Origin of the sequence: Mucilaginibacter sp. OK283, from assembly GCF_900110415.1 — a bacterium.
Classification (GTDB): Bacteria; Bacteroidota; Bacteroidia; order Sphingobacteriales; family Sphingobacteriaceae; genus Mucilaginibacter.
In genome coordinates, this window is the sequence record NZ_FODR01000015.1 from 111,161 (window position 1) to 133,319 (window position 22,159).

Sequence of the window (22,159 nt, forward strand, 5' to 3'; positions counted from 1 at the left end):
GCCGGTTTCGGCAGAGCCTGAAAAACAACAGTACTAAACAAGTTATAAAAATTTAAAAGCAACAATTATGGAATTTAAATTATCCAAATACGTACACATCAGTAAGGATGATGACGTGTTACCCGATGCATTTTATTTATACGCTACACGTACGGGGGCCGCAATTGAACTGGAAACAAAATATCACGATGATGTTTTACAGGAAAACTGGAAGGCGCTGCCATTAAAGGTTATTGATACCCTGATGCTCGCTGAAGCAATTGTACCCGTGGAACAGAATGAATTGGATTATGTACTTACATCCAACAAGGAGAATATAAAGGATAACGACAAAAAGTTCTTATCATTCACTATCCAGCCAACGGCCAATTGCCAGCTTGGATGTCATTACTGCGGGCAGCAGCACGTAAAGAAAGTAGCATCCACCGAAACCAACGATGCCATTTATAACCGCATCATTGGCAAAGTGTTGGCTATACAGGAAACCCTGCAATCACTGTCTGTAAGTTGGTATGGGGGCGAACCTTTAACCGGGCTGAGTTCAATTGAGCAGCTTTCCAAACAGCTTATCAGCTATTGCGACAACAATAATATTTTTTACAGCGCGTCTATTGTCACTAATGCTCTTGCATTAAAAATGTCGACGTTTAAAACGCTTGTAAGTAAATACAAAATCACCAGCTTCCAGATCACTATTGACGGCACAGCCGAGTTTCATGACCAGCGCCGTATGCTAAAAACCGGTGCACCTTCATTTGATATCATATTTAACAACGTGAAAGAGATTGTGCACTCAGATTTTTTCAAGGATAACAAAGCTGATATAAATATAAGGTGTAATGTTGATGCCCAAAACAAGGACAACATTATTACGCTGCTTGAAATGATGCACGAACACGGAATTTTGGATAAAGTTGGCTTTAATACAGCACCTATACACGACTGGGGCGACAATGGCGCCTCGCAAATAAATGGTATCTCGAAAGATGATTATGCGCAGTTCGAGATCGACGTTCTGCTAAAGCTGCATAGCTATGGCCTGCTTCGCCGGGGAAGGCTCATCCCGCTCAGGAACTACAATGTATGTATGGTTGCCAACTCTCAGAGCGAGGTTTATGACGCTTACGGCAATGTTTCAACATGTTGGGAAGTTCCGTACACCCCTGTTTACGACAACACAGAATATTATGCAGGCAACCTTCACACCAACCCCAATATTGACTCGACCAAGGTTATCATGCGCGACTGGTTTAATGAAATACCTACCAACGATTCATGGTGTAAAGGATGCAAATTCCTCCCTGTTTGCGGTGGTGGTTGTCCAAAACATTGGAACAGCGGCTCGGCAGCTTGCCCCAGCTTTAAAAAGAACATTGACGAGCGCCTGTTCCTGAGCAAGTTTGTGAGCCTTGATAATGCACAGTCGTCTGTATTAAACTAATCTTTAACCTTTAATCTTTTTGCCATGAATTTTCTCGACCATTTCATATCAGCCAGCGCCCTAAACGATACAAGCGAACAATCAAAGAGCTATCACATTTTTATTGAATTGCTGGCACATTTTGAAAAAGAGCTTTCATCATCCGAATACATGGAGCTTTACTACTTTTATACCCTGTGCGAAAAATGTTTAACCTTTAGCAGGCGTAACGAAATCAACTCAGCGCATGCTACATTCAAAACCCTTTCGGCAATTGACAGGCATGCCTTTTCGCCCGGTGTAGTAAATGCTGTTGACGCCAATTATTATTCCTGCCTGGCCTATCTTGAATACGTTGAAAAACGTTATGACAGTGCCATCGCCTGTATGGAAGAAGCTTTAAAATACACTGTTGTTCAAAAAGATAAAATGGCCAAGTTTCTTCCCAGCATTTACGAGTTGAATGTTAATATTTTACGGGTTTATATTAAAACAAAAAACACAGAAAAAACCATCGAAATATTATCAGATTTGTTGGGGAGTGTTATTTATGATATAAATAATAGCACCTATCTCAATCCCGGCCTGAACAGTCTTTCGCACGGAGACAAAAAAAAATGGGCCCATCACATCGTTAACAATTCCATCCATGCGCTGTGGCGCAAATTCGGGGATGAGAGTATTGAGGCCGACGCCATTTACCGGGCAGTATTCCAAAACATATTGCACCCGGCAAACCAGGCCGGCACCACGCTCAACGCCCTGATAAAAGTACTGAGCCTTAACCAGCAATATCTTGATGGCAGGAAAAACGTTTTCAATAAATTAAGCGAACACGACTTTGATGCCATAAGGAACAGTCCGTTTTATTTGAAACGGATGGTATTGAATAACTATTTGAGCTACATCAGCAAGCATGACGAAAACATAGAAGAACACGCAAATTTCACATATTTCGCCGGCATATTGACAGAGTTCGGCCTCGCTTATAAAGGAAAGCCGGTTTACTCCTGATCAACTAACTCCGGTAATTGGATAGTAACCATCCCGTTACTGGTTGAAAGCAACAAAAGATCAATATTTTAATAATTTTCATATGTCGTTTCCACATTATTCACAGTTAGAATATAGCGACTGCGGAGCCACGTGTCTTAAGATCATTTTAAAATACTACAACAAAAAATCATCTCTCGGGCAGCTTCGGGACCTATGCGAAACAACCAGGGCGGGTGTATCTGTTGGCGACCTTGTTAACGCTGCCAATAAGTTGCGTTTTGAGACGGTATCCCTATTATGCACAAGCCAGTGGCTTATAGAAAACGCGGTTCTGCCTTGCATCATTCATTGGAAACAGGATCATTTTGTCGTTTTATATAAAATCACCGATAAATATTTTTATATATCCGATCCGGCATTTGGGAAAATAAGGTTAAAACACGATGTTTTTGCAAACTGGTGGAAAGAAGATGCGGAAAAAGGTATTGCCTTGTTTCTTGAGCCGAAAGCCGATTTTAATGAGCTTCAGTTAGTATCGTCGACCTTTAAGGAGCGCGTTGGACGAAGCTTTTCCTATTTCAAAGATGCCGTTAAAGATCAGCATGGGCTTATTGGTGCGCTTTTACTTATCATCATATTTAGCTCGGCCATTATTTATGTGTTCCCCAAAACAATGCAAACTGTAATTGATAAGGGGATTCAGCGTAAAAACGTAACCATCTTGTGGTCGGTACTTGGTTTTCAGCTGGCATTAATATTCGGGCAGAACCTGTTTAACTGGATACAAGGCTGGGTACGTGTAAAATTCAGCATGAGGATTAGTGTAAAAATGATTACCCAGCTTTTACTAAAGGTAATCAGGTTACCTGTTCGCTTTTTTGACAGCCGGGTACCTACAGATATTTTTCAGCGTATTGAAGACCAAAAAAATGTAGAGTTGTTTATTTCCGAGCAACTTATCCAAACAATTGTATCGGTAGTATTAACCATTGTATTAACCGTGCGCTTGTTTGGATATAACACCGATATAGGTTTTATTTTTTCGATTTTAAGTATTGTATCTGTTTCATGGGTATTCATGTTTTACAGGCTCAGAAGGCAGCTTGACTACACTAATTTCAGGCTGAATTCCGAAAATCATAACCTGGTAAATGAAATTATTCATGGCATGGTAGATGTGAAAGTAAACAACGCACAGGATAAAAAAATATCACAATGGAAACGTTTACAAACCAAGATCTTCGTACTTAAAAACCGGGTATTACAACTTGGCGTATATCAAAATATCGGCGTACAGCTGTTAACGCAGCTTAAGAACGTTTTTATTACCTTTTTGTGTGCCTACCTTGTAATCAAAGGCCAACTCAGCATAGGTACTATGTTAAGTATAGGGTATATAACAGGGCTGCTTTCAAACCCTATCGACTCGCTTGCCAATTTTTCACGCACCATCCAGGACGCCCAACTATCGTTAACCCGCCTGGATGAAATTATGCAGCGCAAAAACGAAGTTATTGAAGATGCCGGTTACCTGGATGTTGAACCGATGCAAAAGATTGAACTGAGAAATGTAAGCTTTAAATATGAAGGGAGCAGCCAGCCTTATGTACTATCGGATATCAATATTGAAATACCAATTGGCAAGGTAACGGCCATAGTAGGAAGCAGCGGAAGCGGTAAATCAACCATATTCAAGTTACTTCTCAATTTTTACACTCCACAAAAGGGTAATATCCTGATTGACGAAACCAACTTTGAATTAATGAACCCCGAAAAATGGCGCGAACAGTGCGGTATAGTACTGCAAGACGGATACATTTTTAGCGGCACTTTTGCCGATAATATAGCCGTTGGCGATACACAGCCCGATATGGAGAAATTAATAAACGCGGCCAGGATAGCATGCCTTATCGGTTTTATTGAAAAGCTCCCTTTACAGTTTAATACCAAAATAGGCAATACCGGTATGGGGCTAAGCGGCGGGCAAAAACAACGCCTGCTGATAGCCAGGGCCATTTACAAGAACCCCAAATACCTGTTTCTTGACGAGGCAACCAGTTCGCTTGATTCAAATAACGAACGGCAGATTATGCAAAACCTTGATGAGTTTTTTAAAGGCCGTACAGTGGTGATTATAGCACATAGGCTTAGCACGGTAAAAAATGCAGACCAGATTATTGTGATTGAAAACGGCCGGCTCGAAGAAACAGGCCATCACCGGGAGCTTACCCGCGTAAAGGGCAAATATTTCCAGCTGGTTAAAAATCAATTAGAGTTAGGTAATTAATACCAAAATATAAATAAACATGAAGTACATTCAATCCTACTGGAGTTTACCTTGTATTAAAACATATGAAAATGAGTACAGCCGCTTTCGCGGCGGATGGGTAACCGAAAAACATCATGCCATTAGCTGCGCACTAAGCCTGTTGCTGCTACAAAAATACAACACAGGCACGCCTGTAACCTTATATACCGATAATCAGGGATTTGACTGGCTAATCAATAAACTTTCCCTTCCTTACGATGACGTAAAAGTTGAACTTGACTGCATTAACCATATCGATCCGCTATTATGGTCAATGGGTAAAATATATACTTACAGCCAGCAAAATGAGCCTTTTTTGCACATAGATAACGACGTGTTTATGTGGGAGCCATTTGACAGGAAACTACTGGCCAAACCACTTATTTTTCAAAACTTTGAGGTAAACCATGGCATTTACGAACAATTATATCAAGAAGCTACAAACAAAAACTTCATATTACCTGGTCAGTTTACCGAAGGCATGAACATAAATGCCGAACTAACAGCTATAAATGCCGGTATTATAGGCGGCCACGATATTGAATTTTATAAAAACTATTGTGCCCAGGCTTTTGAATTTGTAAAACAAAATGAACACAACATACTCAATTCATCTCTGAAAGGCGCCTATAACCTGTTTTTTGAACAACTTTTTTACGCCAAGTTTCTGTTTATGAAATATGGTGATTACCAGAGTGCTACAGGAGCCTTATTGAGTGACAATGAAGGCCATATGTATAAGCTTACTTCTTTTGGGCTTGTACCCCAGGTTCAAAAATACATACACATGATAGGGCAGGCCAAATCTCATATCAAACTGGCATTACATATGGAAGAACGCTTTTCATTTGAGTTTCCACGTTACTATAAGCATATCAGCAATATCTACAAAAATCAAAAGATTTATAGCCCAACTCCTTCCATTCCGCCCGACTGGCAGGCCAGCAGCTCAAACAACCGTTTTGGTTATTGCGAAAGCTATATAAAAAAAATGGGCCACCATATAAACAATGTCGACGGAGATGTTATCGAAGCGCTCCTGGAAGATAATTTTGATAACAGCGAATACCACAAGCTATGGGACCTTTACCAGGTTGAATGGGCGATAATGAACCTTAAGCCGGCAACTGCCTATTGTAACAGCCTTACCTACCTGTATGAATATGACATCAACGATTTCCTGGACCTTAAATTCAAAATAAATGAAGACTCATGCCAGATTATACATCTTTATTATGAATGGCCGCACGATTTAACAACCAGGAATGTAGCGGCTTTAATAGACGATAAAGTGCCGGGTACGGGTAATCTATTACCGTACCTCATTTGCCGTGAAAACAACAGGTTTAAACTGATCTTGTTAAAAAACTGGTTTATGGTATTTGATTTAATTAAGGACCAGGAACTTAATGGAAAAGAGATAATTAAAATCATGAGTACCCATGACGAAGTAAAAATAGAAGTTGACTCCATAAACGATGGTCTTTATCATTTTTTGTCGAGCCAGGCTTTTGTATACAACAGGCTTTTGGTAGCCTAAAGCAAACACAACCCCAATAAATATGACTATAACTAATACAAGTTTCTGCCGAAAAATATGCTTAGCTTTTTTTTTCTCGTTCCTGTGCGCTGCCACGCATGCACAGCTACACATAAAGGGTTTTATAAAGGATAGCACAGAAGTATCCATTCCTGGTTGCTCTGTTAAGCTAACTTCGGGCACAGATATAAATTTCGCACAAACAACGTCAACGGATAAAGACGGAGCGTTTAAAATAAGCCATTTGCAAAAGGGGGTTTACAACTTGACCATAACGAACGTGGTTTATAATACTTTATCGATAAAAATTAACCTGACAAACGATACCAACCTCAATATAAAATTAACAGAACGTATCAACTCACTGTCGAAAGTAACAATCACAGGCAATAAGCGCCTGCTTGAGCGTAAGCGCGACAGGTTTGTTTTCAATGTTTCCAATTCGCCATTTACGCTCGGAAATAATGTTTTTGAAGTGTTAAGGCAAACACCGATGGTACAACTAACAGACCAGGGGGCATTAAACATTCTTGGGAACCCGCAAAATGCAACTGTTTTCATTAACCGGAAAAAGTTTCCGCTTTCGGGTGAAGACTTAGCCAATTTTTTAAAGAATATGCCGGCCGATAACATCCTGCAGATTGAAATTCTCAGCATCCCTCCTCCTTACTATGATGTAAACGGGCCGGTTATCGATATCATCCTGAAACACCTTGATATAAATGGTATCAGAGGTTCAACATCCCTTGCTTATGAACGGGCCAGTGTAAACAGGGGCATTTTATCAAACAATCTCGATTTTAATTCCAATCGTTACAACCAGACTCTTTCAATCGGGCTTAATGACGGCGACTATTTTAAAACCATCGGAAAAACCACCAATTTTTATGGCGCACAGCCGTCGACAGTAACATCTGACGTTAATACGCGGGCTAACCGCAAAGGGATAAATATATACACAGATCTGCGATACAGTTTAACCCCCGTTTTAACTATCGGAACGCAGCTGATAACCAACAACTCGAAAACTAACAGCAATGGCGACGGTGCCGAAACTATTGAACCTGCCGCTATCAATTCAAATTATCTGCAGGTTGACCACGTAAAAAACAACCTGCTATCAAACAATGCCTTTCTGAAATACAACTCGGAAAAAAAACAAACCTATTTTGAATTAAGTACAGACTATTTAAAGGCAGATATGGACCAGAATAACCGCTTTAACAGTAACCTCGAGGGCGGCAATTACCAAAACATATCGCCACAACACATACGTAACTATGCTATTAAAACCGATTTTTCAAAACCTGTTGTTGCAAAGGTTCTGTTAACAAGCGGCCTCAGGTATAGCAACTCAACCATAAACACGCCTTACCAGGCCTTCGACCTGTCAAATAACCAAATCAGGCCGCTCGACGAATTCTCCGCCGATTTCCATTACAGCGAGAAGATCTATTCAGGATATTCAACCCTCGAACGGGATTTCGGCAAAAAATGGTCGGCAAAAATAGGCCTGCAGGCAGAGCATAGTCATATCAATACCGAAACCCGCGCGGTCACTTTGCAGGCCAATAAGCAGGATTACACTTTTATTTTCCCGTTGGGCTATCTCAACTACAGTCCTGACGATAACAATTCGTTTTCGCTCACATCCAAAATAAATAACAGCCGCCCCGGCTACAGCTATCTCAACCCGGCAAGGCGATTGATTGGCAGCCGGACTATCACCGAAGGCAACCCTTATCTCAACCCTTCAAACGGCGGCATAGTTGAGCTGATGTATAGTTTAAAACAAACCTATTACTGGGGGCTTACTTATACACAAAACAATCGCTTGTTCAGCCAGATTAACCAGGTTATTAACCAGGATACTTTATTAATTAAATGGCAAAACTGGGGGAATCAAAAACAGTATAACTTTTGGTTTTTTACCCAGCATAATATGTTTAATAATCATTGGAGCGCCTCAATAAATACCAACCTGGGCTATTACCACCGGAGCTATAACACCAGCATTACCAACTCGGCTGCGTCAAACAGCAATGTGCAATTATTTGCTTCTTTAAATAATTCATTTAGCAAAATTGGTTCTAAAAACCTTAGTCTTTATTGTAACATGAGCTTCAATACACCAGGCAGGTATGGCTTGTGGAAAGACAACACCAGCAGTTACCGGGTGGACCTGGGCGCGAATTATAATGTTCCTAAAAGCAATTTCAGGCTTTCACTCGCAGTGAACGATTTACTAAAATATAACGACAGGCATGTATACAACATTAACCAAACCGATGATCAGTACACAAGGGTAATAACAAACAGCGATGCGCGAAGCGTCAGGCTAACAATCAGCAAAACATTTGGCAACCTGAAAGTGAAGAAGATTGATAAGCGAAACACCAGTAACGAAGATGAAAAACAGCGAATAAAATAATCTCTTTAAAAATAATCCTTAAACCATGAAATCAAAACTTCTTAAATCACTGTTTCTGAATAGGCTGAATGCCGACTTGACTCATCCCCAAAACCAGGTAACCATACTAAATGCCGAGGTTATAGATATGCTGTATGGTGGCGTACGCAGCTTTAACGAATGTGCAACCCACTCGGGGTCGTGCTCAGAGCTGACAGCCTGTGGCACCTATAACTCCTGTAGTGACAAATGCGTGATTAATAGCCAGGCAGCCTAAAACGAACGTATTTAACCCTGCAATATCTTTGAAAAGAGCAAGGGGCTGTTCCCTAACGCATAACAGCCTCCTGTTGCTTTCAGTCAAATTTATAACTATAGATCGTTGTTATTGAGTATGCCCGTTATCGTTGCCTCAATCTCTTTATTCGAGACGATTTTGTATTGCACGGAATTGAAATTTAGCACCCCATCGATAACAGATCCTTTGTTATCGTAACGCTTTCCGGTTATTTCAATAGCGCGGTTGGCCGATATTACCCCATCAAATTTGCAGGGAAAATTTCTTTGTTTTCCCGTACCTATGTTTGTGACTGACAGATAACTATAGGAAGAATTGACATAAAGGATCATCGAGTAAAGGATCTTTTTGTTTTTTTCCACTGTGAATGAATCTGTTTTAAATATGGTTGCAGCTTTTAAAATATCATCCATCCCTGGTTTTTTTGACAGGTATATGGCGCTGTTATTATTGTTAATATTGCCATCAAGAGGGATATAATAATCCTTCACTAAAAAACCTCCATTTTCAAAGCTTAGTTTTTCGTATGAATTGACTGACGGGTTGTTTTTTGTTTGCCCGAAAAGGCCGAATGGCAATGTGGTGATAAAAATGGCTGATAGTATTTTCATAAGAGTCTTTTTTTTAAAGACGAATAAACCCGGCAATTGGTTGCAAAAAATATTATCGTTGCTTACCAACTGTTGAATAAAAGTAGTCCCGCCAAAGTGAGATTTTTTTGCTTTTAAAACTTACAGAAAGCTGTCAAAGTAATCGAACATGCCTGATTCAAAATTAGGCGTACTGTTACAGATACCGGAGGCTGAATCCCTCCCTCTTCGCAATAACACATTGCAAAATCCAGCCTTACTTTCCAATTTTTGAAAGCATCTTCAAAAATATAATCTATTCAAAATATTGTAGCGGCTTTCTTATAAAACAGTTATTATCGCATTATGATACAATTTCCCCATCCTCCATTTGAATGATTCTATCAGCCCGGTTAGCAAAGTCAGGGTCATGGGTTACCACCAGGATGGTTTGTTTATTTGTCATGCAAATTTCTTTAAAAATATCAAAAACGATATCTGTGTTTTTTTTATCGAGGTTTCCTGTGGGTTCATCAGCCATTACAATTAGCGGATCGTTAATAAGGGCTCTTGCAATGGCCACACGTTGCTTCTGTCCGCCACTGAGTTGATTGGCATTTTTTAGCGCCTGATCTGCTATTCCTAATGTTTTTAAATGCTGCATCGCTTTTTGTTCTATCTCTTCATAAGCATACTTACCCAGTTTCATAGCAGGCAACATCACATTTTTTAATACATTAAACTCTTCAATCAGGTAATGAAATTGAAATACAAATCCGATCTTTTGGTTACGGACATTCGCCAATTCAGTAGCATTTTTTTGGTGCAGTGGCTCATTATCCAACAACACCTCGCCCTCGTAATCGGTATCCATTGTGGAAAGAATATAAAGTAAAGTTGATTTTCCACAGCCAGATTTACCCGTAACCGACACAAAGCTTCCCTTTTCGATACTAAAGCTGACGTCATTTAAAACGCGAAAACGAACAGGATCTGTAAAATATTTATTTATAGCAATCGCCTGCAGAACCGGTGTTTCTATCATTTTCCTCTTATTATGCCAACAGGATCAATTTTTGCCGCTTTGCGGGCCGGTAACAAGCCGGCAAAGTAAGTGGTAATAAGGGCAAAGCCTACGCCAATAACGTAATATATAAGCTCAAAATTTACAGGATACGTTTTGATAGTAGGCAAAGCCGTGGTTTTGAACGAAATATGACTGATAATAAGCGACATGCAATAACCTAATAATACACCAAAAACACCGCCCACAACACCAAGTGTCATTGATAATTGGATAAAAATTGCTTTAACATCCTTTCCCGAAAACCCGGTGGCTTTCAAAATGGCGATGGTATCCATTTTTTCATAGATCAGCATGTTCAAAATATTATATATTCCAAAACCGGCAACAATTAACAAAGCGACGCTTACGCTATAAGCGATGATGTTCCGTACATTGGTACCTGTTTCAAACTGGGCATTTGCTGTTTGTATATCAATAGCATTTACGCCAAATAACCTGGCGTATTCTTTTGAAACGGCTGGAGCAAATGCTATGTTTTTTAATTTGACTTGTATATCGGTAATGTAGCCGGCTGCTTTACCCTGCAGTTTTTGAGCGGTTTGCACCGAGGTGAAACTTTGCACATCATCTACTTCGGCTATTCCGAACTGTACTATTCCTATTATTTTCAGCATCGACATTTCACCGTCGGCAGTTGTAACCCTTACCATATCGCCTATGTTTAAGATCAATTTGTCTGCAAGCCCTTTTCCAATTATTATACTGTTGCTGACAACACCAAGATCGCTGATATTACCTTCGATAACGTTGTCATTTAAATTAAATAGCTTTTGCTCCAGTTCAACATCTATCCCGTCAACAATACCCGATATCTGAATAGTCCCGCTGTTAAAAAAAACAGAAGTACTTATTTTAGGTGCAACATCAATAACACGCTCATCCGCACGGATGGCTTTAATTATGCGCATCGCGTTATAAATTTGTTTTCCATCGTCTTTCGGCTTTACCGATTGAATAAAGTTCCTGAACGCTCCAAATTCGGCAGCCATGTTAACCGGTTGTATTTTTGACGGTGCAATTGCATTGTATAGCCTGATGTGCGGAGTGCGGTTAATAACCAAACTGTCTAACATCTTATTTAATCCGGTCATAAAACTAATAAGGGCTATAAACATAGCAATGCCGAAGGTAACGCCGGCAGCAGCCACCACCGATTGTTTTAACCGTGCTTTTAACAATGCCAATGCAATAGTCAGAAGTAAACCTGTTTTCATTTATTTGGGTTTATAAATTGTTTGCAAGGTATCCAGGCCCCGTAGTATCTCGATGTTTTTTTCATCTTGCACCCCGGTAATCACTTTCATCTTAATATGCCCCGACAACCATACGTTATTATTCTTATCTAAATAATTCCTGGGAATTAGAATTGCGTTTTTTGCTACCCTTACAATAATATTCACCTCTGCGGTTAAATTGGGGTACAGCTTCCCGGGAGGATTGGAAAACAAAGCTTCCACCTTAAAAGTTCGTGAACGCTGGTCCATAATAGGATAAATTTTACTAACCCGTCCCTGAAATAAACGACCTTTATAACTATTCATAGTAATTTCTACCTGTTGACCTAATTTTACCCCCGTGATGTCATGCTCATCAACATTCATTTCTAAGTAATACAAATCTGGTTTTCCCAAAACAGCCAATGGTGTCTGTGATGTGATCAGCTCACCTTTATTTTGAATTACGTCAAATATTTTTCCGTCAATTTCACTTTTAATTAAATAGTCTGTTTGGCGCTTTCGGCTGATGTTATAATTTATTTTGGATAGGTACAAATCATTTTTTAGCTGCTTTTTCAATTGCTCCAAACTTTTAACCGTTGAAGCATAATTTATTTTTGAGGTACGAAATGCCAAATCGCGCTGGTCCAATTCTGCCCTGGTGCCAATATTTTGCTTCCACAAATTCTCCTGCCGATAATAAAAAGTGGAATCGAGCCGATATTTTTCTTTAGCGGCTTGTACAGCATACAAAGCCTCCTGCAACTGCCCGGAATTTTTTTGATCATTTGATGATGCGAAGTTTAAGTGCTGGAGTGCATTTTCGGCATTTAATGCAGCCTCTTTATTTTCTAATATAAACAAGACATCGCCCTGTTTAACCAGGTCGCCAGGTTGTACGTTAACTTTGGCGATAATGCCCGGTACAGTTGATACCACGGTGTACTGATCTTTTGCTTTGACGTTTGCTGAAGCATATAAAGACACGGTAATATCACTGATCGCCGCTTTAGTATGATCTTGCGGATCCGAGCATGAACTGATTAGGGAAAACAGAAGTATATAGTAAATAGTCTGCTTCATTGATGGTAAATTTGCGTCCAAAGAGCTATTAAAAATCCACTGTAAGTAACAATAAATACCCAAACGGATTACTGATATCGCTCATATTTGAATGTGACCGGCGTCAAACCGAGATACGACAGCAATCGGTGCGATACATCAAAGGATTGCGCAAACCAATAAATTGAATGAGCAGGGTTATATCACATCCGACGTATTCAATGCCATGGTCACTACGGCCACCCAATTTCCAAAAGTTTCGTAATGAGCGGATACCCAGTTGCCCATCATGAAACTTCGGTAAATTTTGCTTAAGTATTTTTCACATCCATTTTGCCGCCAGGCGGTTAAATTCATGACGCAGATCGTTGAACATTCTTTCCTCGTTGAGATAACGCTCATGGATCCGGGTATGTTCGGTGGCAACGCTTTCGGAAACCGTAGTACCCGTACGCAGCAACTCGGCTTCGATGTCCTGGTCATTGCCATGGATGTCATGCTTTAATTCATCCAGGTAATTTCCATGAATCAGAAACTGATTTTGAAAATGTTCCACTTTTTCCTGTACTTCGCGCGCCGTATTGTCGGCAGCAATCTCTTGCAGTCTTTCCTGCATGATACCCAGCTCCTGTTTATAAAAGGAGATACCTCTCAAACCGTCATTATTCAGGTTCTTGATATGTTTAATGTTAACATGATTTTTCATACACAAGAATACGGCGGACTTTCCGAAGCCGGAATGACCGGCAGCAGCCCGGAAAGTGATGCTGGTCATATCCTGGTTTGATCGAAAATTTCCAGGTTTGTATCCCGCGAAAAATATTTGACAAAACGGACGCGCTTTGCAATTCTGTTCTCCGGGTTGTAAATATCGTTTTTGGGCCCATGATCTGGGTCTTTCCATCCCCGGCGTTATTATGGGCGATACCTGTCCTTAAACCCAATAGGCGGTCCTTACCTCCACACAGGTGATAACCTTCAACTCTCTTTTTCGAAATCGATAGCGAATACCATTTAACGCAAGGAGTGCGAAACAACTCCCGCAAAACATTCGGACAGAGAACAGTTTTGATTACGTGATGCGTGTATTTCCATAATTTCAACTTTTAATGCTTAACAAATAAAAGATGTAAATACTCGCTCAAATAACCTACAAATTACTAAAAACTAACATGATACCAGTTAGTATCGGGGATAATAGTAATCACAATTATGTCCGCCGTTATATTATGTTAAAACGTTTTTTTCAAAAGACGAAATGTCCCTCTATAAAACCAATATTTAGCGAGTTCGGCGCTAAACATATAGCAGAAGATAATCAACAACATCCAGCCATAAAATGAGAAGGACAACTGAACAAAGCCAAACCAGGCAGCTATTGGCGTTAAAGGCAAGGTTAATATCACCAAAAGGATAATTATTGTTGCTGTTGCCAGGTACTTCCCGGGCAGGCTTTTAAAGAACGGCAGGCGTGTGCGGACAATCAGTACAATTAAAATCGCCGAAATCACGGATTCGGTGAACCAACCGGTTTGAAACGTTTTTTCATTGGCATGGATGATGAGTAATAAGACACCAAAGGTCAGGTAATCATAAACCGAGCTTAACAGGCCAAAAGTGATCATGAAACGCCGTATAAACTGCATATTCCATCGCTGCGGCGTTTGGATATTGATGTCGTCTACGCGATCAGTCGCAATCGCCATCTCGGGAAAATCTGTTAACAGGTTCGTGAGCAGTACCTGTTTTGGCAATAGCGGCAAAAAAGGCAAAAACAAAGATGCGCCTGCCATACTGAACATATTGCCAAAATTGGCGCTGGTGGCCATAAAAATGTATTTCATCGTATTGGCAAACGTTTTGCGCCCCTCCAGTACCCCTTCCAGCAATACGTTCAGGTCCCGGCTAAGCAATACAATATCAGCGGCTTCTTTAGCCACATCTACGGCCGTATTAACAGAAATACCTACATCCGCAGCATGCAGGGCCGGGGCGTCATTGATGCCATCTCCCATAAAGCCCACTACATGGCCGGCTTTCTTCAAAACCATAATAATCCTTTCTTTCTGGTTGGGCTCCACTTCAGCAAATATATCTGTTAGTGGTGCATGGTGGCCAAGCGCCAAATTGCTCATTCTTTGAATAGAAGCGCCCGTGAGCACTTTAGGTTGCCCGATCCCAATCCGCCGCGCCAGGCTTTTCGCTACCAGCTCGTTATCGCCGGTAATCATTTTCAGCCTGACTCCAAGTGTATCAAGCTTTCTAATTGTTTCATAAATCCCCTCTTTGGGCGGATCAAACAAGGTAATAAAACCTAAAAAGATCATGCCCCGCTCATCGTCTTTTGTAATAATATGTGTACCGTCAACAGGTTTGTAGGCTACACCCAACGTCCTGAAACCGCCTTCGCTTAACCGGCCATATTGCTCATTAAGTATAGTTTCCATCTCCCGGATGTCTGCCAGTTCTCCCTCGCCCGTCTCCACCTGGTCACACAAGGCCAAAATACCTTGTACCGCACCTTTCGTTACCGCCATATTACAGGTGTCATTTTCAACCTGAAGCGTCAGTCTTTTTCTTATAAAATCATACGGAATTTCCGTCAGCAGGCTGTAGTTGTTTACCGTTCCGGCATTTGCAGTGCAGATTGCCTCGTCAATAGGATTATGAAAACCCTGCTGCATAACCGCATTAAGCCAGGCATACTGCAATACCTTGTCGCTATGCCTGCCATTGTAATCAAGGCTGTCTCCAAGCGTTACCTTTCCTTCTGTAATAGTCCCGGTTTTGTCGGTGCATAAGATGTTCATGCTTCCGAAATTCTCGATTGAAGACAGGCGTTTGACTATTACCTGCTGTCGGGCCATTCTTCTTGCCCCGGCAGCTAAATTCACACTGATAATTGCCGGCAACAATTGCGGCGTAAGCCCTACAGCCAATGCCAATGAAAATAAAAAAGAATCGAGTACAGGCTTATGAAGCAGTACGTTGGCGGCGAATATGATGATAACGAGTAGTAAGGTTAATTCCATTAACATGTAGCCGAATTTTCTTATCCCTTTTTCAAAATCAGTTTCGGGCGTTCTGCTCATTAGTTCTGCGGATATTTTTCCGAATTCTGTTGTTACACCTGTTTGGATGACCAATGCTTTAGCCTTACCGCTAATTACGTGAGATCCCATAAACAAGGCGTTACTTCTTTTAGCCATAGGGGCGGTGGCAGCAACAGCGCCGCAACGCTTTTCAACCGGAAAGGTTTCTCCAGTAAATGCCGCTTCATCCACAAACAGGTCCTGTGATTCTATCAGCAAACTGTCCCCTGGAATAAAATCTCCGGCGTTTAAGGTGACTACATCACCAGGGACAACTTCTTCCACAGGAATGGTTTTAAGTTGACCGTCCCGCAGCACATCACAGCTCAACTGCACTAATTTTAATAACTCCTTAACAGCGTCCGCCGCCCCTTTCTCCTGCCAAAAACCTAAAAAACCACTAATAAGAACAATGGCCAAAATAATTAAGGTATCGGTCACATCACCTAAACCCGCAGAAAGTAAAGCGGCTGCAATCAATAACAGTGTGACCGGGCTTTTAAACTGTGTCAGAAATAATAGAAAAAGGGATGTTTTTGAATTATTCCTGATTGTGTTGGGGCCATATTGCTGCATCCTGATAGCAGCTTCCCGAGCCGATAAACCCTTGGGATTGGCAGATAACTGTTGATAAGCCATTTTCGTATCAAACTGCCAGAATTTCATTTTGGTGTCGGCTTTATTTTCCATGGATCGATTAGTATGAAGAAATGAGCAATGGCGTAGAAATATGAACGGGGAGAGAATACTCTATATAGTCGCAGATAATTTCCTTAAAATAAAAACGGTGATTACCCATAACCATCAGGTCATTATACTTACCGTTCATGATTACATCTGCGCATAGGGCTCCGCCAGGTCTGCCAGTGAATTGTTATTGAGGACGTTAATAGTTTGCATAATGGTTACTGTTGAATATCCTGTACTGTAAATTTTGCAATAATGCCCCGTCAATTAAAATGATCGTGGTACAAAAGAATTGTTTCACATCAGCCCTCAACCGGGCTAACAGGAGGTTGTTTTGCCATTTCAGAAAGGGGCAGCACTTTTAACTCACTACGATTTATCCGAAACAACAGTTTTGGTCTGCCTTCTTTCATGATAGTTACAGGAACGCGAAGTTCATCCTTTAGCTTAACCCGAAATGCCTCCTGCGCGCAGGGCTCACCATGTACGAGAAAAACCTCGTTGGGAGCTTGTTCAAATCCTTTTATCCAGGTTAGTAATTCGGTCTGATCGGCATGTGCCGATAAACCGCCAATCCCCAAAATCCGCGCTTTTACCGGGTAATATTGTCCATGTATCTTAATTTCCGGCACCTGGTTAAGCAGGGCTCTTCCCCTTGTACCTTCAGCCTGGTATCCGATCATCAGGACGGTGTTCCTTGCATCCACGAGGTAGTGTTTAAGGTACTCCAAAACCCTGCCACCGGTGAGCATCCCACTTGCAGCAAGCACAATCTTACTCCCTTTTTGGCGGATGGTTTTTTCCGTGAGTCTGTAATCCTGGTTAATGGTCACCCCGCTAAACATTTGGACGGCTTCGCCCGGGGGAAGCGTTAGCCAATCCGCATATTTCAACAAAGACCGACCGGCTGAAGCTGCCATAGGGCTGTCAAGAAAAACCGGGATACTTTGAGGTATTATTTGGGCATTTTTTAGCCGCCATAAAATATGCATCACATCCTGTGCGCGCCCCACAGCAAAACAGGGGATCAGCAGGTTACCACGCCGAAAAACTGTATCCTTGATGGCCAAAGCAAATGCTTCCGCCGGATCATCTGCACCGTGCAAGCGATCTCCGTAAGTGGATTCCATTACCACAAAATCAGCCTTAACCGGATGAACGGGCGGGGGGAGTAATTCTGAATGATAACGCCCAAGGTCACCGGAAAACACAATAGTTTTCCCATAACAATTGATTTCAAGAGAGCAAGCACCCAGAATATGGCCCGCCGGGAAAAATTTAAAGCATATATGATCATTCAGGCCGAAAGTTTGTCCAGGTTCCAGTGTTACAAAATGCTGCAAGGCTGTTTCTACGTCTTTTGTGGTGTACAATGGCTCGGCAGGCCGATGTTTACTGTATCCCCGTCTATTGGCTTTATCGGCATCCTCTTCCTGCAATTTTGCGCTGTCCCTCAGTATCAGCTCGGCCAGGTCACGGGTGGGTGGGCTCATATAAATTTTACCCCGATAGCCGTTTTTAACAAATAAGGGAATATAACCACAATGGTCAAGATGTGCATGGGTAAGGATCATCACATCGACAGCAGAAAGTTCGGCCGGCGGCATTTCCCAGTTTCGCTCCCGAAGGGACTTCATACCCTGAAATAAGCCACAATCTACCAGAATGTTCAAATCTGGTGTTTGCAGCAGGTGTTTTGATCCTGTAACGGTTTCTGCGGCCCCAAAAGACTGTAAAGAAACAACCTCATTATTTAGAGCATCATTTTCGTTGTTCATGATTAACTGGTTTTAATAGTTGATATGTATTATCAAGTAAAATTAGCGCACCGATGGAAGCAAATTATTGACGAGCATCACGTTGCGAACTGATATGGATCATCATTACTCCGCATAAATAAGGGGAAATTTGAACGGTAAACATTAAATAAATTATTATGTCAACTTTAGTAAAAACTAACGGCTTTCCCTCATTAAGGTCAATGATGGAAGATTTTTGGAACACCGACAGGTTCTTCGACAAATCCCTTTTTTCTGGCGAGCAATTACCAGCAGTTAACATCCGTGAAACAAAAGATAATTTTGAACTGGAAGTAGCAGCACCCGGCTTTAAAAAGGAAGATTTTAAGATCTCTACCGAAAATGGATTGATAACCATCAGCGCGGAAACCAGTAATGAGCAAAAAGAAGAAAAAGGAAACTACACCCGTAAGGAGTTTTCAAAAACGGCTTTCACCCGTATGTTCAGTTTGCCTGAAAACGTAACGGAAGAAAAGATTAAAGCATCGTACAAAGATGGTTTATTGGTCATTGATCTTAAAAAATCAGGCAAGGACCTGACGGCTAAAAAAGAGGTAAAAATTGACTGATCCGCAATTTTCGGATGTTTAGCAAAACAAGTTTCAATCTTAATAACATCATGGTTCCTAACCTCACAAACAATATCTTGACATTAAATACAGGTTGGCCGACCAGGAGTTTCATAAAATTGAAATAGATTTTCTGCTGGGTTTGCCGGATGATCATTTCATCCGGTTGCCGGCATCGCCGTACCCGACCACTATTCCATTACTGGTTTTTATCCACCCGGTTGCTGCACGGCAATTTAAAACATCCCTACGGCAAACGTTGTTTGTTAAGATAAACTCTAATTGCGTTAAAATGGAAACTCCCGGGTTCATGCAGGCCATGGTATTCGAAAAAGCAGGCCAACCACTTACGCTTCGACGGGTGCCGGTACCCAAACCGGCTGATGGCCAGGTTCTGCTGAAGATCCTGGCCTGTGGTATCTGCAGAACAGACCTGCATATCATCGACGGCGAACTTGACCAGCCTAAACTTCCGTTGATACCTGGCCATGAAATTATTGCAGAGGTAGCCGGATTTGGAAATGGGCTGAATGCTTTGCCATTGAAAACCATCGTCGGGGTCCCTTGGTTAGGTTATACCTGCGGGCATTGCAGGTACTGCAAACAAGGTAAGGAAAACCTTTGCGATCATGCCTTATTTACCGGTTATACTATTGATGGTGGTTTTGCCGAATATGCCATAGCCGATGCACGCTACTGTTTTCCACTCGCCAACAAAAATTACAATGCCCCTTCATCTGCACCCTTACTCTGTGCCGGGCTAATAGGCTATCGCTCGTACCGGATGATTGACCCTACCGCAATCAATATTGGCATTTACGGTTTCGGCGCCGCGGCGCATATTATCATCCAGATTGCCCGGGCGCAGAGAAAAAGAATTTTTGCTTTTACACGCACCGGCGATGAAGCTGCGCAGCAATTTGCCAGGCAATTAGGAGCCGTGTGGGCCGGTAACAGCACTGAAACCTCTCCGGAATTACTTGACGCGGCTATGATATTTGCGCCCGCTGGGGAGTTGATTCCTATGGCTTTAGGACAGGTTGCAAAGGCCGGGCAGGTCATTTGCGGCGGCATTCACATGAGCGAGATCCCAGCTTTTTCGTATGACCTCATCTGGGGTGAAAGAACGATAAAGTCAGTAGCTAACCTGACGCGACAGGATGGTCTGGACTTTTTCGAGGCATTGAAAGCAATCCCAGTACATACACAAACAACCTTATTTCGCCTTTCACAAGCCAATGAAGCCATTGAACAATTAAGAAAGGGCCAAATTAACGGAGCGGCTGTTTTGACAATGGATTAATTGGGGCTTTTTCTATCGAAAAATAATTTCCTCTTTCAAAACTGGTCTTTCTTCTTGTTTTTTTCGAGGTTTTTGAAATAGCCCCTCAGCAAAAAGTTGTGTTTCAAGGCTTCCATATTCTGATTAAATCCGGCAGTACCATCCTGAATATTTTTCATCGTTTGTTTTAGTTGTCCGGCCAGCACAGAATCACGGAGCAAGACGGACAGGGAACCATCTTTCGACGATAGATCCTGTTTAACTCCTTCAATCAATGTATTCAACCGGATGGTAGCCTGGTTTGCATTGTCACTAACCAACCTGATCTTTTGCATTGTGTTATTTAAGTTTCCCGCAAACGCTGTATCGGTCAGTAACAGTCCGGCAGCGCCCCTTCCCTTCTTGATTCCTTTTACTATAATATCAAGGTTTGTAGCCATGTCCCTTGCATACGCTGTGGCCTGATGAACATTGCTTAAAGAAGACCGAAGTTCTGAGCCCAAATCTTTGTCATTCAGCACTTCAAAAATTTTGCTTTCGTTAATGCGCCCCACCGTGCTTTTTAATTCTTCTGAAATAAGAGCGATATTATTATTGGTCTTATCCAGGGTTTGTAGCATAGCATCAGTATTTACGGCTTTCCGGGTTTGCAGGTAATCGCCTTTGTTTATCGCTAAGTCCCCGCCCGTTCCGGGTTGAATATTAATAACTTTATTCCCCATTAGGCCTTCCGTTCCAATGCTGGCAATGGCATTTTTATGTATAAATGCGCCTACTTTGGGGTCTATCAACAAGATAACTTCAATCAAGGTATCGTTAAGCAACTGCATGTCTTTAACAGTTCCGGCCTGAATTCCGGCATACAACACATTGTTCCCGGCTATTAATCCGTTCAAATTGGAAAAACGTGCTTTTATCTCAATACCACCACCAAACAGGTTGTGGTTTTTCCCAATCATATAAAAGGAAAATATCAGCGCCAGTAATCCGGCCAATGTAAATACACCTAATTTGGTATTGTTTTCTCCCTCGTTTACCATAATGTGTTATTCAAAAAATTGTTTAATATTTTCATCCGCAGAAGCTTCAAGTTCATGGTAGCTGCCTTCCATATAACACTTTCCATCCAGCAGCAAAACCACCCGGTCGGCTGTATTTTTAACGCAATTCATATCATGAGATATAATGATGGATGCGGTATGATATTTTTTCTGCAGGGATAAAATGAGATTGTCGATCTCCCTGGCGGTTACAGGGTCCAGGCCAGTGGTTGGTTCATCGTACAGTATAATTTCTGGTTTAAGGATCAGTGTACGGGCCAGCGCCACTCTTTTTAGCATACCTCCGGAAAGCTCTGCCGGCATCATATCCACAGTATGCGGCAACCCCACATTTTCCAGCGCTTCCTTTACCATATCGTCCACCTCAGTTTGTGGCAGCCTGAACCATTGCCTTCGAAGAGAAAATTCAAGATTTTCTCTCACAGTCATCGAATCATAAAGAGCGTTCCCCTGAAAAAGAAAACCAATTTTTGTCCTGATCTTATCCAGGTTTTCGTGATCTAATTCTGGTATGTTTTTTCCCAGCACGATGATCTTGCCGCTATCGGGCTTTAAAAGTCCGATGACGCATTTGATCAAAACAGATTTTCCTGATCCCGACTTACCGAGCACCACCAGGTTTTCATTCTTGTACACTTTTAGGTTAAAATCATTAAGCACCACATTTTTCCCGAATCTTTTGCAGAGATGTTCAATTTCAATTACAGTTTTAGGTACTCCTGTTGCCTTGCCGGTTATTGATGATCTGATTGGCGCTTCCAT

The 22,159-nt window shown here is 41.6% G+C and carries 17 protein-coding genes; 8 read left to right on the forward strand and 9 right to left on the reverse strand.

Annotation, left to right across the window (positions count from 1 at the left end; genetic code table 11):
• Window positions 1-67: 67 nt before the first annotated feature.
• From BMX56_RS26410 to BMX56_RS26435, 6 genes are all read left to right on the forward strand, one after another.
• A complete protein-coding gene (locus tag BMX56_RS26410) occupies window positions 68-1,441 on the forward strand; it encodes a radical SAM protein (RefSeq protein WP_090652714.1) in 1,374 nt (457 codons plus the stop codon).
• A 24-nt stretch (window positions 1,442-1,465) separates the two neighbouring features.
• The gene (locus BMX56_RS26415; RefSeq protein ID WP_090652715.1) at window positions 1,466-2,434 is read left to right on the forward strand and encodes a hypothetical protein; all 969 of its coding nucleotides are present in this window, start codon (window positions 1,466-1,468) and stop codon (window positions 2,432-2,434) included.
• A gap of 82 nt (window positions 2,435-2,516) precedes the next feature.
• Window positions 2,517-4,703 (forward strand): peptidase domain-containing ABC transporter, encoded by a 2,187-nt coding sequence (locus BMX56_RS26420; RefSeq protein WP_090652716.1) that lies wholly within the window; start codon window positions 2,517-2,519, stop codon window positions 4,701-4,703.
• Between the two features lie 19 nt (window positions 4,704-4,722).
• Complete coding sequence (locus tag BMX56_RS26425) at window positions 4,723-6,264, forward strand: DUF6734 family protein (RefSeq protein WP_090652717.1); 1,542 nt, start codon at window positions 4,723-4,725, stop codon at window positions 6,262-6,264.
• Window positions 6,265-6,286: 22 nt separating this feature from the next.
• Window positions 6,287-8,695, forward strand: coding sequence for an outer membrane beta-barrel family protein (locus BMX56_RS26430; protein WP_090652718.1), 2,409 nt, complete (start codon window positions 6,287-6,289; stop codon window positions 8,693-8,695).
• Window positions 8,696-8,720: 25 nt separating this feature from the next.
• Window positions 8,721-8,951: a hypothetical protein gene (locus BMX56_RS26435; RefSeq protein WP_090652719.1), complete on the forward strand. Its 231-nt coding sequence runs from the start codon at window positions 8,721-8,723 to the stop codon at window positions 8,949-8,951.
• A 95-nt stretch (window positions 8,952-9,046) separates the two neighbouring features.
• On the opposite strand, the gene BMX56_RS26440 is transcribed toward BMX56_RS26435, so the two are convergent.
• The 7 genes from BMX56_RS26440 to BMX56_RS26470 all read right to left on the reverse strand — a co-directional run bounded on the left by BMX56_RS26440 (window position 9,047) and on the right by BMX56_RS26470 (window position 18,464).
• A complete protein-coding gene (locus BMX56_RS26440; RefSeq protein WP_090652720.1) occupies window positions 9,047-9,583 on the reverse strand; it encodes a hypothetical protein in 537 nt (178 codons plus the stop codon).
• A gap of 322 nt (window positions 9,584-9,905) precedes the next feature.
• Window positions 9,906-10,586 carry an ABC transporter ATP-binding protein gene (locus BMX56_RS26445; protein WP_090652721.1) on the reverse strand — a complete coding sequence of 227 codons (681 nt, stop codon included), beginning with the start codon at window positions 10,584-10,586 and terminating at the stop codon, window positions 9,906-9,908.
• Window positions 10,583-11,842, reverse strand: coding sequence for an ABC transporter permease (locus BMX56_RS26450; RefSeq protein ID WP_090652722.1), 1,260 nt, complete (start codon window positions 11,840-11,842; stop codon window positions 10,583-10,585). The genes BMX56_RS26445 and BMX56_RS26450 overlap by 4 nt, the downstream gene beginning before the upstream one ends.
• Window positions 11,843-12,928 carry an efflux RND transporter periplasmic adaptor subunit gene (locus BMX56_RS26455; protein ID WP_090652723.1) on the reverse strand — a complete coding sequence of 362 codons (1,086 nt, stop codon included), beginning with the start codon at window positions 12,926-12,928 and terminating at the stop codon, window positions 11,843-11,845. It abuts the gene before it with no gap.
• A 301-nt stretch (window positions 12,929-13,229) separates the two neighbouring features.
• Window positions 13,230-13,613, reverse strand: a complete 384-nt coding sequence (locus tag BMX56_RS26460; protein WP_090652724.1) for a hypothetical protein — start codon at window positions 13,611-13,613, stop codon at window positions 13,230-13,232.
• A 526-nt stretch (window positions 13,614-14,139) separates the two neighbouring features.
• Entirely contained in the window at window positions 14,140-16,689 is a 2,550-nt protein-coding gene (mgtA, locus tag BMX56_RS26465; protein ID WP_090652725.1) for a magnesium-translocating P-type ATPase, read from the reverse strand.
• Window positions 16,690-16,988: 299 nt separating this feature from the next.
• Window positions 16,989-18,464, reverse strand: a complete 1,476-nt coding sequence (locus BMX56_RS26470; RefSeq protein ID WP_090652726.1) for an MBL fold metallo-hydrolase RNA specificity domain-containing protein — start codon at window positions 18,462-18,464, stop codon at window positions 16,989-16,991.
• Window positions 18,465-18,622: 158 nt separating this feature from the next.
• Here BMX56_RS26470 and BMX56_RS26475 point away from each other — a divergent pair, with 158 nt between their 5' ends.
• Both BMX56_RS26475 and BMX56_RS26480 read left to right on the forward strand, forming a co-directional pair.
• A complete protein-coding gene (locus BMX56_RS26475; protein ID WP_090652727.1) occupies window positions 18,623-19,054 on the forward strand; it encodes an Hsp20/alpha crystallin family protein in 432 nt (143 codons plus the stop codon).
• A gap of 94 nt (window positions 19,055-19,148) precedes the next feature.
• A complete protein-coding gene (locus BMX56_RS26480) occupies window positions 19,149-20,357 on the forward strand; it encodes a zinc-dependent alcohol dehydrogenase family protein (RefSeq protein ID WP_255369927.1) in 1,209 nt (402 codons plus the stop codon).
• 35 nt (window positions 20,358-20,392) lie between these two features.
• Here the strand turns inward: BMX56_RS26480 and BMX56_RS26485 are convergent, their stop codons facing one another.
• Both BMX56_RS26485 and BMX56_RS26490 read right to left on the reverse strand, forming a co-directional pair.
• The gene (locus tag BMX56_RS26485) at window positions 20,393-21,376 is read right to left on the reverse strand and encodes an MlaD family protein (protein WP_090652728.1); all 984 of its coding nucleotides are present in this window, start codon (window positions 21,374-21,376) and stop codon (window positions 20,393-20,395) included.
• A gap of 6 nt (window positions 21,377-21,382) precedes the next feature.
• Window positions 21,383-22,159, reverse strand: coding sequence for an ABC transporter ATP-binding protein (locus BMX56_RS26490; protein WP_090652729.1), 777 nt, complete (start codon window positions 22,157-22,159; stop codon window positions 21,383-21,385).